11 protein-coding genes are annotated in these 15306 nt (G+C 73.3%); all 11 read right to left on the bottom strand.

The genetic code is table 11. The annotated features are described in order from the left end of the window. Positions 1-55 precede the first annotated feature (55 nt). Positions 56-1495, bottom strand: coding sequence for a GTPase ObgE (gene obgE, locus ACFVDM_RS04985; protein WP_383633317.1), 1440 nt, complete (start codon positions 1493-1495; stop codon positions 56-58). A 140-nt stretch (positions 1496-1635) separates the two neighbouring features. Beyond that, complete coding sequence (gene rpmA, locus ACFVDM_RS04990; protein ID WP_018551605.1) at positions 1636-1893, bottom strand: 50S ribosomal protein L27; 258 nt, start codon at positions 1891-1893, stop codon at positions 1636-1638. A 14-nt stretch (positions 1894-1907) separates the two neighbouring features. Further along, the gene (rplU, locus tag ACFVDM_RS04995) at positions 1908-2228 is read right to left on the bottom strand and encodes a 50S ribosomal protein L21 (RefSeq protein WP_014045903.1); all 321 of its coding nucleotides are present in this window, start codon (positions 2226-2228) and stop codon (positions 1908-1910) included. Positions 2229-2420: 192 nt separating this feature from the next. Then, entirely contained in the window at positions 2421-3482 is a 1062-nt protein-coding gene (locus tag ACFVDM_RS05000; RefSeq protein ID WP_383633321.1) for an iron-containing alcohol dehydrogenase family protein, read from the bottom strand. Next, positions 3470-4222 (bottom strand): sugar phosphate nucleotidyltransferase, encoded by a 753-nt coding sequence (locus tag ACFVDM_RS05005; protein ID WP_383633324.1) that lies wholly within the window; start codon positions 4220-4222, stop codon positions 3470-3472. Before ACFVDM_RS05005 ends, ACFVDM_RS05000 begins: the two co-directional genes overlap by 13 nt. A 63-nt stretch (positions 4223-4285) precedes the next feature. After that, on the bottom strand, positions 4286-5176 hold the full coding sequence (galU, locus tag ACFVDM_RS05010) for a UTP--glucose-1-phosphate uridylyltransferase GalU (protein WP_383633327.1): 891 nt from the start codon (positions 5174-5176) through the stop codon (positions 4286-4288). Positions 5177-5334: 158 nt separating this feature from the next. Then, positions 5335-9339, bottom strand: a complete 4005-nt coding sequence (locus ACFVDM_RS05015) for an Rne/Rng family ribonuclease (RefSeq protein WP_383633329.1) — start codon at positions 9337-9339, stop codon at positions 5335-5337. Between the two features lie 231 nt (positions 9340-9570). Next, the gene (locus tag ACFVDM_RS05020; protein WP_383633331.1) at positions 9571-10338 is read right to left on the bottom strand and encodes a TIGR03936 family radical SAM-associated protein; all 768 of its coding nucleotides are present in this window, start codon (positions 10336-10338) and stop codon (positions 9571-9573) included. A 122-nt stretch (positions 10339-10460) separates the two neighbouring features. Then, positions 10461-11684, bottom strand: a complete 1224-nt coding sequence (locus tag ACFVDM_RS05025) for a hypothetical protein (RefSeq protein ID WP_383633334.1) — start codon at positions 11682-11684, stop codon at positions 10461-10463. Between the two features lie 87 nt (positions 11685-11771). Next, positions 11772-13697, bottom strand: a complete 1926-nt coding sequence (locus ACFVDM_RS05030; protein WP_383633337.1) for a TIGR03960 family B12-binding radical SAM protein — start codon at positions 13695-13697, stop codon at positions 11772-11774. A gap of 50 nt (positions 13698-13747) precedes the next feature. Continuing rightward, entirely contained in the window at positions 13748-15265 is a 1518-nt protein-coding gene (locus ACFVDM_RS05035) for a CHAD domain-containing protein (protein WP_383633340.1), read from the bottom strand. Positions 15266-15306: the final 41 nt, after the last annotated feature.

A 15306-nucleotide genomic window follows, 5' to 3' on the forward strand; every position in this document is an offset into this window, starting at 1 on the left:
GTGTCCCCCGCACCGGACCGGCCGGTGCGGGGGACACACCCCCGACGGAACCTCGCTACGCGAACGGATCGAAGTCCTGGTACTCCTGACCGGCCTCGTCGCGCTCCGCCTCGCGGTCGCGCCGCCGCTGGGCGGCCGGGCGCGGCTCCTCCAGGCGGTGGTCCTCACCACGGCGGCCGAGCATCTCCGCACCGGCCGAGACGGTCGGCTCCCAGTCGAAGACGACCGCGTTGTCCTCGGCGCCGATGGCGACGCCGTCGCCCGCCCGCGCCCCGGCCCTGCGCAGCTCGTCCTCGACGCCGAGCCGGTTGAGCCGGTCCGCGAGGTAGCCGACGGCCTCGTCGTTGTTGAAGTCGGTCTGGCGCACCCAGCGCTCCGGCTTCTCGCCGCGCACCCGGTAGATGCCGTCGTCCTCCAGCGTCACGGTGAAGCCGGTGTCGTCCACGGCCTTGGGCCGGATGACGATACGGGTCGCCTCCTCGACCGGCTTGGCCGCGCGCGCCTCGGCGATGATGCCGGCCAGCGCGTAGGACAGCTCCTTGAGGCCGGTGCGGGCGACCGCAGAGACCTCGAAGACGCGGTAGCCGCGGGCCTCCAGATCGGGGCGGATCATGTCCGCGAGGTCCTGGCCGTCCGGGATGTCGATCTTGTTGAGGACGACGACGCGGGGCCGGTCCTCCAGCCCGCCGTACAGCTTCAGCTCCTCCTCGATCATGTCGAGGTCGGAGACCGGGTCGCGGTCGGACTCCAGCGTCGCGGTGTCCAGGACGTGCACGAGCACCGAGCAGCGCTCGACGTGGCGCAGGAACTCCAGGCCGAGGCCCTTGCCCTGGCTGGCGCCGGGGATCAGTCCCGGGACGTCCGCGATGGTGTAGACGGTGGAGCCCGCGGTGACCACGCCGAGGTTGGGGACCAGGGTGGTGAACGGGTAGTCGGCGATCTTCGGCTTGGCGGCCGACAGGACCGAGATCAGCGAGGACTTGCCCGCGCTCGGGTAGCCCACCAGCGCGACATCGGCGACGGTCTTCAGTTCCAGGACGATGTCCCGGGCCTCGCCGGGCTCGCCCAGCAGCGCGAAGCCGGGGGCCTTGCGCCGGGCGGAGGCCAGGGCCGCGTTGCCGAGGCCGCCGCGGCCGCCCTGGCCCGCGACGAAGGCGGTGCCCTGGCCGACCAGGTCGGCGAGCACGTTGCCGGCCCGGTCCAGGACGACGGTGCCGTCCGGCACGGGCAGGACCAGGTCCTGGCCCTCCTTGCCGGTGCGGTTGTCGCCCGCGCCGGGCTGGCCGTTGGTGGCCTTGCGGTGGGGGTGGTGGTGGTAGTCGAGCAGCGTGGTGACGTCCTGGTCGACGACCAGGGTCACATCGCCGCCACGGCCGCCGTTGCCGCCGTCCGGGCCGCCCAGCGGCTTGAACTTCTCACGGTGGACGGAGGCACAGCCGTGGCCTCCGTTACCCGCGGCGACATGCAGTTCGACGCGGTCCACGAAGGTGGTCATGGGTGGAACCTCCAGTTACTCCGTACAGAAAAGTCTCGCGCGTGCGTCCCCGAGGGACAACACGCGAAAGGCGGACCCACTTCCCGTCACAGGAAGTGAGGTCCGCCTCCACGTCATCACGCTCGACGAGCGCCGGGGATTCAGCCGGCGATCGGAACGATGTTCACCACGTTGCGGCCACGGTGGGTGCCGAACTGGACCGCACCGGCGGCCAGGGCGAACAGCGTGTCGTCGCCGCCACGGCCGACGCCCGTGCCCGGGTGGAAGTGGGTGCCGCGCTGGCGGACCAGGATCTCACCGGCGTTGACGGCCTGACCGCCGAAGCGCTTCACGCCGAGCCGCTGAGCGTTGGAGTCGCGCCCGTTCCGGGTGGACGATGCGCCCTTCTTGTGTGCCATGTCTCCTCAGTCCCTTACTTCGCAGCCGCGGGGATACCGGTGACCTTGATCGCCGTGTACTGCTGGCGGTGACCCTGGCGACGGCGGTAGCCGGTCTTGTTCTTGTAGCGAAGGATGTCGATCTTCGCGCCCTTGTGGTGGTCCACGACCTCGGCCTGGACCTTGATGCCGTCCAGGACCCACGGGTCGCTGGTCACGGCGTCGCCGTCGACAACGAGCAGGGTAGAGAGCTCTACCGTGTCGCCCACCTTGGCAGTGGAAATCTTGTCAACCTCAACGATGTCGCCGACAGCAACCTTGTGCTGGCGACCACCGCTGCGCACGATGGCGTACACGCGGATCTCACTCTCACTCGAAGCGGAAACCCCTGATGCCAGCCGCCCACACGGGCCGGGGCCCGCGATGATCCGGATTGGACGAGCGGCCTCTCCCGTACGAGCGGGAGGTCAGTGCTCAGAGGTGTGGCGAACAAACGCCGAGGGTCAAGGTTACGGGCCCCGGACAGCCCGGTCAAACCGGGCTCCGGCTCAGGCCGCGACGGCCTCGGTGTACGCGGCGTAGGCGTCCCGGATCCTGTCCGGGGACAGGTTCAGATGCTCCAGGATCGTGTAGCGGCCCGGCCGGGTGCGGGGGGCGAACTCCACGACGGAGACGAACTCCTCCGCGGTGAACCCGATCTCCTCCGCGGTGACCGGCAGACCGTGCCGCCGCAGCGCCCCGGCCATCCGCACCGACTCCGCGTACGCGCCCCGCAGATGCATCGCGAACGCCGCGCCCAGGCCGCACTGCTCCCCGTGGCTGGCCGCGCGCCGGGGGAAGAGCAGGTCGAAGGCGTGGTTGATCTCGTGGCAGGCCCCGGACGCGGGACGGCTGTCCCCCGCCACCGACATCGAGATGCCGGTGAGCACCAGCCCCTCGGCCAGCACCTGGAGGAAGCCGTCGTCGCCGAGGGACCCGGGGTGGCGCAGCACGGCCTCGCCGGCCTGCCGGGCCATCGCCGCGGAGAGTCCGTCGATGTCCTCGCCGTTGACCCGGTGGGCCAGCTCCCAGTCCGCCACGGCGGAGATGTTCGAGAGCGCGTCCCCGATCCCGGAGCGCACGAAGCGGACAGGGGCCTCGCGGATGACGTCCAGGTCGATGACGACGGCGATCGGGTTGGGGACGCCGTACGAGCCGCGGCCCGCGTCGTTGTCCAGGGTCGCCACCGGGGAGCACAGACCGTCGTGCGACAGGTTCGTCGCGACGGCGACCAGCGGCAGCCCGATGCGCGCCGCGGCGAACTTGGCGCAGTCGATGATCTTGCCGCCGCCGAGCCCGACGACGGCGTCGTACCGGCCGGACTTCATGGCCTCGGCGAGGCGGACGGCGTCGTCGAGCGTGCCGCCGCCCACCTCGAACCAGGAAGCACCCGGCAGGCTGTCCGAGAGCCGCTCGCGCAGCGCCCGGCCGGAACCCCCGCTGATCGCGATCGCCAGCTTGCCGGAGCCGGAGATCCGCTGATCGGCGAGGACCGTCGCCAGATCCGCCAGAGCGCCGGCCCGGATGTCGACGACGACCGGCGCGGGTATCAGCCGGGTCAGTACTGGCACGCGATCTTCCTGCCCTTGGCGAGGTCCTCGTGGTTGTCGATCTCGACCCACTTGACGTCGCCGATCGGCTCCACGTCGACCTTGAAGCCGCGGTTGACCAGCTCCTGGTAGCCGTCCTCGTAGTAGAGGTCGGGGTCGCGCTCGAAGGTGGTCTTCAGGGCGTCGGCCAGCTCCTCGGCGGCCTCGCCCTCGATGAGGGTGACGCCGATGTACTCGCCGGTGGCCTCGGCCGGGTCCATCAGCTTGGTGATGCGGCGGACGCCCTTGCCGTCCTCGACGACGACCTTCATCTCCTCGTCGGCGAGCTGCTTCACCGTGTCGAGGGCGAGGATGATCTTCTTGCCCTCGCCGCGGGCGGCGAGCAGCGTCTTCTCGACGGAGACCGGGTGCACGGTGTCGCCGTTGGCGAGGATGACGCCGTCCTTGAGGGCGTCACGGCCGCACCACAGGGAGTAGGCGTTGTTCCACTCCTCGGCCTTGTCGTTGTCGATCAGCGTGATGCTGACGCCGTACTTCGCCTCCAGGGCGGCCTTGCGCTCGTACAGGGCCTCCTTGCGGTAGCCCACGATGATCGCGACGTCGGTCAGGCCGACCTCGGCGAAGTTGCCGAGCGTCAGGTCGACGACGGTCAGGCTCTCCTCGTCGCCCTCGGGGCCGACCGGCACGAGGGCCTTGGGCAGGGTGTCGGTGTAGGGACGCAGACGGCGGCCGGCGCCGGCCGCCAGGATCATGCCGATCATGGGGTGTCTCCTCGGTCTCGGTACGGGTGTCTCGGATGGGGTGCGGACGCCGGGCGGCGGCGCTCAGAGTTCGGTGGACACGAAGCCGCGCAGCCAGTCGCGGAAGTCGGGGCCCAGGTCCTCGCGTTCGCAGGCGAGCCGGACGATGGCGCGCAGATAGTCGCCCCGGTCGCCGGTGTCGTAACGGCGGCCCCGGAAGACGACGCCGTGCACCGGACCGCCGAGCTTCTCGTCCATGGCCAGCTGCTGGAGCGCGTCGGTGAGCTGGATCTCGCCGCCGCGGCCCGGTTCGGTGTCGCGCAGCACCGCGAAGACGGCGGGGTCGAGGACGTAGCGCCCGATGACGGCCAGATTGCTCGGGGCGTCCCCGGTCTCCGGCTTCTCGACCAGTCCGGTCACCCGGACGACGTCGTCCTCCGCCGTGGTCTCCACCGCGGCGCAGCCGTACAGGTGGATCTGCTCCGGGGCGACCTCCATCAGCGCGACGACGCTGCCGCCCTCGCGCTCCTGGATCTCCGTCATCCGGGCCAGCAGCGGGTCGCGCGGGTCGATCAGGTCGTCGCCCAGCAGCACGGCGAAGGGCTCGGCGCCGACATGGGGCTCCGCGCACAGCACCGCGTGGCCGAGGCCCTTGGGGTCGCCCTGCCGGACGTAGTGCATGGTCGCCAGGTCGCTGGACTCCTGGACCCGGACCAGCCGCTCGTCATCGCCCTTGCGGGTGAGCGCCGACTCCAGCTCGTAGTTCCGGTCGAAGTGGTCCTCCAGGGCCCGCTTGTTGCGCCCGGTGATCATCAAGACGTCGTTCAGCCCCGCGGCGGCGGCCTCCTCGACGACGTACTGGATCGCCGGCTTGTCGACGACCGGCAGCATCTCCTTGGGAGTCGCCTTGGTCGCCGGCAGGAACCGGGTACCGAGCCCGGCGGCGGGTATGACGGCCTTCTGGATCTTGTGCATGTACGGGGACTTCCGTGTCGGGTACGGGGGCGGCCCGGCGCCGGAACGCAGCCGGCCGGCCCCGTGGTGGGACCGGCCCGACTGCGTCGCGCGCGGTGCCGGGGCCCGTACGGGGGCCGGTCGCCGTGGCGCCGGCCCCCGTACGGGCCCCAGGTGGGTCAGACCTCGTCGGCCGGAGCGGTGACGGGGGCCGGGGCGGACTGCTCGGCCGCCACCGTCTTCTTCGCCGCCTTCTTGGCCGTCGTCTTCTTGGCCGCGGTCTTCTTCGCCGCGGTCTTCTTGACGGCGGCCTTCTTGGCCGTGGCCTTCTTCGCCGTCTTGCGGGCCGCCTTCTTGGCGGGGGCCGGCTCGGCCTCCGCCTCGGGGGCGGTCTCCGGCTCGGCCGCCGTGACCACGACGACCTCGGCCTCCTCGGCACCGGCGGGCGGGCCCGCGGGCGCGCTGACCTTGCGGGTCACCCGGCGACGGGCGCGCGGCGGGGCCGGCTCCTCGACGAGCGCCTCCGCGGGCGCCTCGACGACCGGGTCCTCGGCCGCGACCGGGTCGGCGACGGGCGCCGGCTCCTCGGCGGGTGCCGGCTCCTCGGCGACCGGGGCGGCCTCGGCCGGTTCGGCCGCGGCGGGAGCGCCCGCCGGGGCGGTCGCCTTCCGGGTCGCCCGGCGACGGGTGCGGCCCTGCGGCGCCTCGGCCACGGGGGCCTCGGCCTCCACCGCCGGGGCGGCCGGCGCCTCGGTGGTCTCCGGCTCTGCGGCCGGCTCGGCCTGGGGGGCCGGGGCGGACGCGGTCCTCGGAGCACCGGCGGGCGCCGTGGCCTTGCGGGTCGCCCGACGGCGGCCGCGGCCGCGCGTGGCGGCGGCCTCGGCCTCGGCCGGGCTGCTGTACAGCTCCTCGTCCGGGACGAACTCCGGCTCGGGAAGCGCCACCGGGGCGGCGACCTCGGCGGCCACCTCGGCCTCCGTCTCCGTCTCGGACACGTGCTCGTGGTCGTGGTCGGAGACGTGCTCGTGCTCGTGGTCGTGGCCCGAACCGCCGCGGCGCTTCTTGGACCGCTTCCCGCCACCGCCGCCACCGGACGTGCCGGGCTGCTCCATGTGGACGATCACGCCGCGCCCGTTGCAGTGGACACAGGTCTCGGAGAAGGACTCCAGCAGACCCTGGCCGACCCGCTTGCGGGTCATCTGGACCAGGCCCAGCGAGGTGACCTCGGCGACCTGGTGCTTCGTACGGTCGCGGCCCAGGCACTCCAGCAGACGCCGCAGCACCAGGTCCCGGTTGGACTCCAGCACCATGTCGATGAAGTCGACGACCACGATGCCGCCGAGGTCGCGCAGCCGCAGCTGGCGCACGATCTCCTCGGCCGCCTCCAGGTTGTTCTTGGTGACCGTCTCCTCCAGGTTGCCGCCCTGGCCGGTGAACTTGCCGGTGTTGACGTCGACGACGACCATCGCCTCGGTCTTGTCGATCACCAGCGAGCCGCCGCTCGGCAGATAGACCTTGCGGTCCAGCGCCTTCATCAGCTGCTCGTCGATCCGGTAGGTCGCGAAGACGTCGACCTCGGAGGTCCACCGCGAGAGGCGGTCCGTCAGATCGGGCGCCACCTGCGAGACGTATCCGTAGATCGTCTCCCAGGCGTCGTCACCGCTGACGATGACCTTGGAGAAGTCCTCGTTGAAGATGTCGCGGACGACCCGGACGGTCATGTCCGGCTCACCGTAGAGCAGGGTCGGCGCGTTGGAGCTGCCGGTGCTCTTCGACTTCTTCTGGATGTCCTCCCACTGCTGCTGGAGCCGCTCGACGTCACGGCGCAGCTCGTCCTCGCTCGCGCCCTCGGCGGCGGTGCGCACGATGACGCCCGCGTCCTCGGGGACGATCTTCTTGAGGATGGTCTTGAGCCGGGCACGCTCGGTGTCGGGCAGCTTGCGGCTGATCCCGGTCATCGAGCCCTCGGGCACGTAGACCAGGTAGCGGCCGGGCAGCGAGACCTGGCTGGTCAGGCGGGCGCCCTTGTGGCCGATCGGGTCCTTCGTCACCTGGACGAGGACGGACTGGCCGGACTTGAGCGCGGTCTCGATACGGCGCGGCCCGTGGGCCATGCCGAGCGCCTCGAAGTTGACCTCGCCCGCGTACAGCACGGCGTTGCGGCCCTTGCCGATGTCGACGAAGGCGGCCTCCATGGACGGCAGCACGTTCTGGACCTTGCCCAGGTAGACGTTGCCGACGTAGCTGGTGGCCTGCTCCTTGTTGACGTAGTGCTCAACAAGGACGTTGTCCTCAAGGACGCCGATCTGGGTGCGCTCGCCGTACTGGCGGACGACCATGACACGCTCGACGGCCTCGCGGCGGGCCAGGAACTCCGCCTCGGTGATGATCGGCACGCGGCGGCGGCCCTGCTCGCGGCCCTCGCGGCGGCGCTGCTTCTTGGCCTCCATCCGGGTCGAGCCCTTGATGGACTGCACCTCGTCGAAGCCGGTGCCGGGCTCGCGCTCGGCGTCCTTCTTGCGGGGCTCGCGGACCTTGACGACCGTGCGCTCCGGGTCGTCGGAGCCGGACTCGGCCTCGGGCGCGGCGTCCCCGCTGCGACGGCGCCGGCGACGGCGGCGACGGCTGCTGCTGGAGCCCGAGGCACCGGACTCGTGGTCGTCCTGCTCCTCGTCGCCCTCGTCCTCGGACTCCTGGGCCCGCGCGGACTCGTCCTCGGCGTGGTCGGCGTCCTCCGGGTGCTGCTCGGCGGAGTCGTCCTCGGCGGACTCGCCACGACGGCGGCGGCGGCCCCCACGGCGGCGGCGGCGCGAGGGACGGTCGCCGTACTCGTCGGCGTCCTCCGCGTCCTGCTCGGTCTCGGCCTCGGCCTCGTGCTCCGGCTCCTGCTCGTCCTCGGCGTGCTCCTCGACGGGCGCGGCGGCCTGCTCCTCGGCGGGGGCGGCCTCGCCACGGCGGCGACGGCGACGGCGCGAGCCGCTCTGCGCGGCGGGCTCGGCCTCCACGGCCGGCTGCTCCTCCGCCGTGATCTCGTCCTCGGGCTCCTCGTCGTACGCGGCGGCCGCAGCGGCGGCGGCAGCGGTCTCCGGCGTCTGGAACATCGGCTCGGCGAAGACGGGCGCCTGGAACACGGCGACGGCGGGGCGCGTCGCCCGGCGGCCGCGGCGCGCGGGCTCCTCGGCCTTCGCGGTGAACTCGGGCCGGCCGGCGGGCGAGGTGGCCCGGCGGCGCTGACGGCCGCGCGGGGCGGCTTCCTCGATCTCGGCGCTCTCGGCGGCCAGCTCCTCGACGGCCTCCTCGGGCAGGCTCTCGCCCGGCTGCTCCGCGGCGGCCTCGACGACCTCGGCGGTCTGCGGCGCACCGGCGGGCGCGGTGGCCTTACGGGTGGCACGACGGCGGCGCGGCGCCTCGGCCGGAGCGGACTCGACCGGAGCGACGGCCTCGGCAGGCTCCGGCTCCTCCGCGACGACGGTCTCCTCGACGGCCTCGACCGCCTGCGGCGCACCGGCGGGCGCGGAGGCCCGGCGGCGGGTGCGGGTACGCGGCGCCTCGGCGGCGGGTGCCTCGACGGGCGCGGCCTGCTCGGCGACGACGGTCTCCTCGACCGCCTCGGCGGCCTGCGGCGCACCGGCGGGCGCGGTGGCCTTGCGCGTGGCGCGGCGGCGGCGCGGCGCCTCGGCCGGAGCGGACTCGACCGGAGCGACGGCCTCGGCGGGCTCCGCCTGTTCCGCGACGACGGTCTCCTCGACCGCCTCGGCGGCCTGCGGCGCACCGGCGGGCGCGGTGGCCTTGCGGGTGGCGCGGCGGCGGCGCGGGGCCTCGGCCGGGGCGGCGGGCTCCTCCTCGGTCGCCGGGGCGGACGCGGCCGGCGCGGCGGGCTCGACGACCTCGACGGTCTCGGCCGCCTGCGGCGGGCCGGCGGGGGACGTCGCCTTGCGGGTGGCGCGGCGGCGGGTGCGCGCGGGCGGCGCGGCCTCGGCCTCCGCGGTGTTCTCGGTGCTGTTCTCCGACACTCCGGCGTCAACGGCCGGTATGGCCGGAGCCTCGGCTGCCGGTGCGCCCGTGGTGGGCGGGCCCGCCGGGCGGGAGGCCGCGCGGCGCCTGCGGCGCGGCGGCAGCTTGTCGCCGGGGGTGTTGTTCTCTTCTGCGTTCCCGGTCGTGCCGGGTTCGGTCGGCTGGGGCATGCGGGCGTTTCTCCCGTCGCGCTCCCGGGCGCCGCGTCTGATTCCGGTCCGGCACGGTCCGCGTGTCCACGCGGCTCTGCCGTCCGGGGCGCGGGCGCCGCACGGGGGCTGAATGTCTGGCTCGCCGGTTCCGTACGCGTGGTGCGCACGGCCTGGCGAAAGTCTTATGGGTCAGCGCGCGGCCCGACTCAGGTGGCTCCCGAGTCCGAGGGCTGCGCTACAACGACCGCCTTACGCGGAACCTGCACCTTCCGGCGCCGTCGCGACGGCGGTCCCGGCGGCCGGGGCTGCCTCGCGGTCGGGCGCGAGCGGGTCGGTCACCGTGCCGGACTCCTCGTCGAAGAGCCCCTGCGCCAGCCTGGTCACCGCTGCGGGGACCGGCGGCGCCAGGTCGGCCACTACGCGGAGACCGGACAGGACGTCGTCAGGCCGAACGGCAGGTGTCACGTGCCGAACAACCAGCCGCAGTATCGCACAGGCCTTGTCCCCGGGCCTATCAGGCTGATGATCAAGGGCCCGCAGGTCGACGACGGCGGCGCGTGCGTCGAAGCTCCGCATGCCGTTCTTGGTACGGCGCTCGACCTCGACGCTCTCGGCGGCGTTGAACGCGGCCACGGCCTTCTCGGCCTCGGCCGGCTCGACGCCGTCCAGCCGCAGTTCCCAGACGGAGGCGGTCAGCCGGTCGGCGAGACCCGAGGTGCGGGCCTCGACGGCGTCGGTGATGTCCAGACCGTCCGGCAGCGAGTCGTTGAGCAGCTCGCGCAGGGTATCCGGATCGCGGGCCTCGGTGAGGGCGATCTCCAGGAACTCGGCCTCGCTGCCGGTGCCGGTGGGTGCGGCGTTGGCGTACGAGACCTTGGGGTGCGGGGTGAAGCCCGCCGAGTAGGCCATGGGCACCTCGGAGCGGCGCAGCGCCCGCTCGAAGGCACGCTGGAAGTCTCGATGACTGGTGAACCGGAGGCGGCCCCGCTTGGTGTAGCGCAGTCGGATGCGCTGCACCGCCGGTGCGGGCGGCGGGCCTTCGGGCTGTCGCTTGCCCAGTGGTTCTTCTCCTCGGTGCGGAGCGGACGCGGTGGCACGCCGCCCTCGAAATGCGGGTGGCCCGGGGTGTCCGGTCCGGCTCACCCCCGCGGGTCGGTTTTCGCTTTCCGCAGGGAGATCTCTGGTTCGGGCGCCGCGCTGGGCACAGTCGTTGTACTACCCAGAGTACGCGCAAGGACGCCCGCCGGTTCCCGGGGCTCGGGTTCGCGGGGCCCTCCGACCAGCGCCCGCCAGGCGTCCTGCCGGGCGCGGCGCACGGTCTCGCGGGCCGTGCGCAGGGTTTCCCGGGCGGTCCGGCCGATGGCGCGCGCCATCCGTCCGGCGGGGGCCAGCACCGCGTCGCGCAGGACGTGCCCGACCGGCGTGAGCACCGTGCGGTAGACCCAGCGCACGGGCGCGCCGACCAGGTGCCACGCGAGCCAGGCCAAAGCCCGCCCGACGGCCCGCGAGATCATCCCGGCGATCCGCCAGGCCACCGCGAACGCGGCGACGACCTCGCGCCCGACCGGGGCCAGGACCGCGCGCCACAGCCACCGCAGCGGAGTGACGAGGCCCACCACGACCAGCCACCGCAGAGCGGTCCACACCCCCCGGCAGCAGGCCGCGACGCCGCGGGCCAGCAGATCGAGGAGCGAGGCGATGCCCCGGCCCAGCGGGGTGAGCACGTTCCGGTACGTCCACACCAGCGGCAGCACGAGCAGGTGCTCGGCCAGCCAGGCGGCGGCCCGGCCGAGCGGCACCAGGACGTGGCGCCACAGGGCCACGGCGGGAACGACGAGCAGGGCGACGAGCAGCCACCGAGCCGCCGTGGCCGTCCACCGCCCGGCCGGGTCGAGCAGCGAGCGGTACACCCAGTGAAGCCCGTGGCCCAGTGGGGTGAGGACGTGCGCGTACAGCAGGCGCAGCGGGGCGACGATCCCGTACCACGCGCCGGGCACCAGCACGTACCGCCAGAGCGCGACCCACGGCCACACCAGCACGGCGGCGGCGAGCCACAGCAGTCCCCGGCCGAGCGGGATCAGGACCGCACGCCACAGCCATCGGGCCGGGGAGGCGACCAGGTTCTCCCAGAGCCGTGCCAGGGCGCGGCCGGCCGGGCGCAGCACCGCCCGGTCGGCGGCGCGGGCCGTCACGACCAGGGCGTCCCACACCATCCGCACCGGCAGGACGAGGACCAGGACGACGATCCGTACCGGGATCCTGACGAGCGTGGTCAGACAGCCGTCGCCGCCCTCGTAGTGCGCGGGTGCCTGGTGCGCGCCGTGACCGGTCCGTTCGGGGGCCCGGTGCTTTCCCTGTTCCATGCCCCTCATGACGCGAAGGCCCGGCCGGGGGTTTCCCCGGCCGGGCCTTCGTCACCGGGCTGTCACCCGGTCATGGTGTGCACACGGCTACTTCACGACCGTCAGCGGCAGGAGCTTCTTGCCGGTGGGGCCGATCTGGATGCTGGTGTCCATCTGCGGGCAGACCCCGCAGTCGAAGCACGGCGTCCAGCGGCAGTCCTCGACCTCGGTCTCGTCGAGCGAGTCCTGCCAGTCCTCCCAGAGCCAGTCCTTGTCGAGGCCGGAGTCGAGGTGGTCCCAGGGCAGGACCTCCTCGTAGGTGCGCTCGCGGGTGGTGTACCAGTCGACGTCCACGCCGTACTCCGGCAGCGTGGCCCCGGCGCTCTTCATCCACAGGTCGTAGCTGAAGTACTCGCGCCAGCCGTCGAAGCGGCCGCCGGCCTCGTAGACGGCGCGGATCACGGAGCCGACGCGGCGGTCGCCGCGGGAGAGCAGGCCCTCGACGATGCCGGGCTTGCCGTCGTGGTAGCGGAAGCCGATCGAGCGGCCGTACTTCTTGTCGCCGCGGATCTTGTCCCGGAGCTTGGCCAGACGGGCGTCGGTCTCCTCGGCGCTCAGCTGCGGCGCCCACTGGAACGGGGTGTGCGGCTTGGGCACGAACCCGCCGATGGAGACGGTGCAGCGGATGTCGTTCTGCCCGGAGACCTCGCGGCCCTTGGCGATGACGTTGACCGCCATGTCGCCGATCTGGAGGACGTCCTCGTCGGTCTCGGTGGGCAGGCCGCACATGAAGTACAGCTTCACCTGGCGCCAGCCGTTGCCGTAGGCGGTGGCGACGGTCCGGATCAGGTCCTCCTCCGAGACCATCTTGTTGATGACCTTGCGCATGCGCTCGGAGCCGCCCTCGGGGGCGAAGGTGAGACCGGAGCGGCGTCCGTTGCGGGTCAGCTCGTTGGCCAGGTCCACGTTGAACGCGTCGACGCGGGTGGAGGGCAGCGAGAGGCCGATCTTGTCCTCGGTGTAGCGGTCGGCCAGGCCCTTGGCGATCTCGCCGATCTCGGTGTGGTCGGCCGAGGAGAGGGAGAGCAGGCCGACCTCCTCGAAGCCGGTGGCCTTGAGGCCCTTGTCCACCATCTCGCCGATGCCGGTGATGCTTCGCTCCCGCACGGGGCGCGTGATCATGCCGGCCTGGCAGAAACGGCAGCCGCGGGTGCAGCCGCGGAAGATCTCGACGGACATCCGCTCGTGGACGGTCTCGGCGAGGGGGACGAGGGGCTGCTTGGGGTAAGGCCACTCGTCGAGGTCCATGACGGTGTGCTTGGACACCCGCCACGGGACGCCGGACCTGTTCGGTACGACACGGCCGATGCGGCCGTCCGGGAGGTACTCCACGTCGTAGAAGCCCGGGACGTACACCCCGCCGGTCCTCGCGAGGCGGAACAGCACCTCCTCGCGGCCGCCGGGGCGGCCCTCGGCCTTCCAGGCGCGGATGATCTCGGTGATCTCCAGGACGGCCTGCTCGCCGTCGCCGATGACCGCGCAGTCGATGAACTCCGCGATCGGCTCGGGGTTGAACGCGGCGTGGCCGCCGGCGAGCACGATCGGGTCGTCCGGGCCCCGGTCCTTCGCGGCCAGCGGGATGCCGGCCAGGTCCAGGGCGGTGAGCATGTTGGTGTAGCCCAGCTCGGTGGAGAAGCTGAGCCCGAAGACGTCGAACGCCTTGACGGGGCGGTGGCTGTCCACGGTGAACTGCGGCACCTCGTGCTCGCGCATCAGCGCTTCCAGGTCCGGCCAGACGCTGTAGGTGCGCTCGGCCAGGACACCCTGGCGCTCGTTCAGCACCTCGTAGAGGATCATGACGCCCTGGTTGGGCAGCCCGACCTCGTAGGCGTCCGGGTACATCAGCGCCCAGCGGACGTCGCATTCGTCCCACGGCTTGACGGTGGAGTTGAGCTCACCGCCGACGTACTGGATGGGCTTCTGCACATGCGGGAGCAGAGCTTCGAGCTGTGGGAAGACCGAATCGACAGACATCGCGAACTTTCGAGAGCCGGCAGGGGTGACCATCCAGCGTACCGCGACGCTCAGCGTCCGGACGCCGCGCGGAGATCGTCCCGGGCGGCCCGCGCCCACACCGCGGGCAGCTCCCGCTCGCGCGCCGCGGCCTCCGCCTGCTCCTGCCCGTAGAGCACTCCCCAGGTGAACGACGGCTCGCCGGCCGCGTGGGCCTGGATGGCGAGCGTGCGCAGTGCCTCGCGGGCGACGACGCCGTCCTGGTGGTCGCCGAGGAGCGTCTGTACGGCCTTGAGGCGCTCGGCGGCCTTCTTCGCGGGCTTCCCCAGGGCGGGGCGGGCGGTCTCGGCGGCGTACCGGGCACGTTTGGCGGCCTTGCGGGCGTCGTGCAGGGCGCGGTCGCGGCCGGGGCCCGGGGGGAGGTCCAGGGCCCGGTCGACGCGGTGGGCGAGGCGCCGGCGGTCGCGGCGCACGGCGCGGGCCAGCTCGGGTCCGGGCGGTCCGGCGGCGGCCGGGAGCAGGGGCGGATCGGTGACGAGCGCGTCCAGGGCGTCCAGCAGGGCGAGGTGGCGGGCGCTGTCGAGGACGGCGAGCGTGCGCCGGCGCGTACCGGCGCGGCGGGCGGTGGACCACAGGCGCAGCCGGGCGCGGACCGGGCCGAGGACGAGGGTGCGGGGCAGGGTGTCGAGCCGGGCGCGCAGCCGGGCGTCGAGGACCTCCTGGTCGCGGTCGACGCCCAGTTCCGCGGCGAGCCGGCGCAGTTCTCCGGCGACGGGGTCGGTGACGGTGCGGTCCAGCACGGTCCGGTGGCTGCGCAGGGCGCTGCGCAGCCGTCGGGTGGCCACGCGCATCCGGTGCACGGAGTCCGGCAGGTCCCGTCGCACGGCCGGATCGAGGGCGACGATCTCGGCGGCCTGTTCGCGTACGTAGGCGAGGACGTGGTCGCCCGCGGTGCGCGGCGGGTCCGGGCGGGGGCCGGGGGGCGTGTCCGGGGCGGTCTCGGCGAGGGCGCGGGCGACCTTGGACTCGGAGGCGGAGGGGCGGATCCCGGCCTCCGTCAGCCGCTCCTCGACGGCGTCGAGGAAGGCCGGATCGGCGTCGTCGGCGAGTTCGGCCTCGATCTCCGTCCAGGCGGTGGAGCGGCCGGGGCCGTGCAGCCGCTCGGCGCGGACCGCGTCCACGCTCAGCTCGGCGAGGGGCGCTCCGTCCGGTCCGCGCAGCAGATGGACGTCGCGGGCGGAGCGGAGGCGGACGACGGGGACGAGGTCGGCGCCCCGGACCCGGGAGCGGACGAGGCCGGCCAGGTCCGGGGGCAGGGCGTCGGAGAGGGGGGCGCGCAGTTCGTCCCGGATACCTGAGGAGACGGGGAACTTGAGGTGCCAGCCGGCGTCGGACCCGCCGGTGCGGCGGCGCAGGGTGAGGCGGTCGGCGGCGAGCCGGAAGTCCTCGGTGTCGTAGTAGACGGCGTCGAGGACGGTGATGCCGAGGTGGTCCACGGCCGCGACGCCGGCCACCCGGGTCAGATCGGGCAGCCGGGTGGCGTCGGTGGCTTCGTACTTCCGCTCGATCTCGCGCTTCGCGTCCGCCATGTCTCGAATCTAGACGGACCGCCCCCGCTTGGGCAGGGGCC

It is taken from the genome of Streptomyces sp. NPDC057682 (assembly GCF_042799575.1).
Classification (GTDB): Bacteria; Actinomycetota; Actinomycetes; order Streptomycetales; family Streptomycetaceae; genus Streptomyces.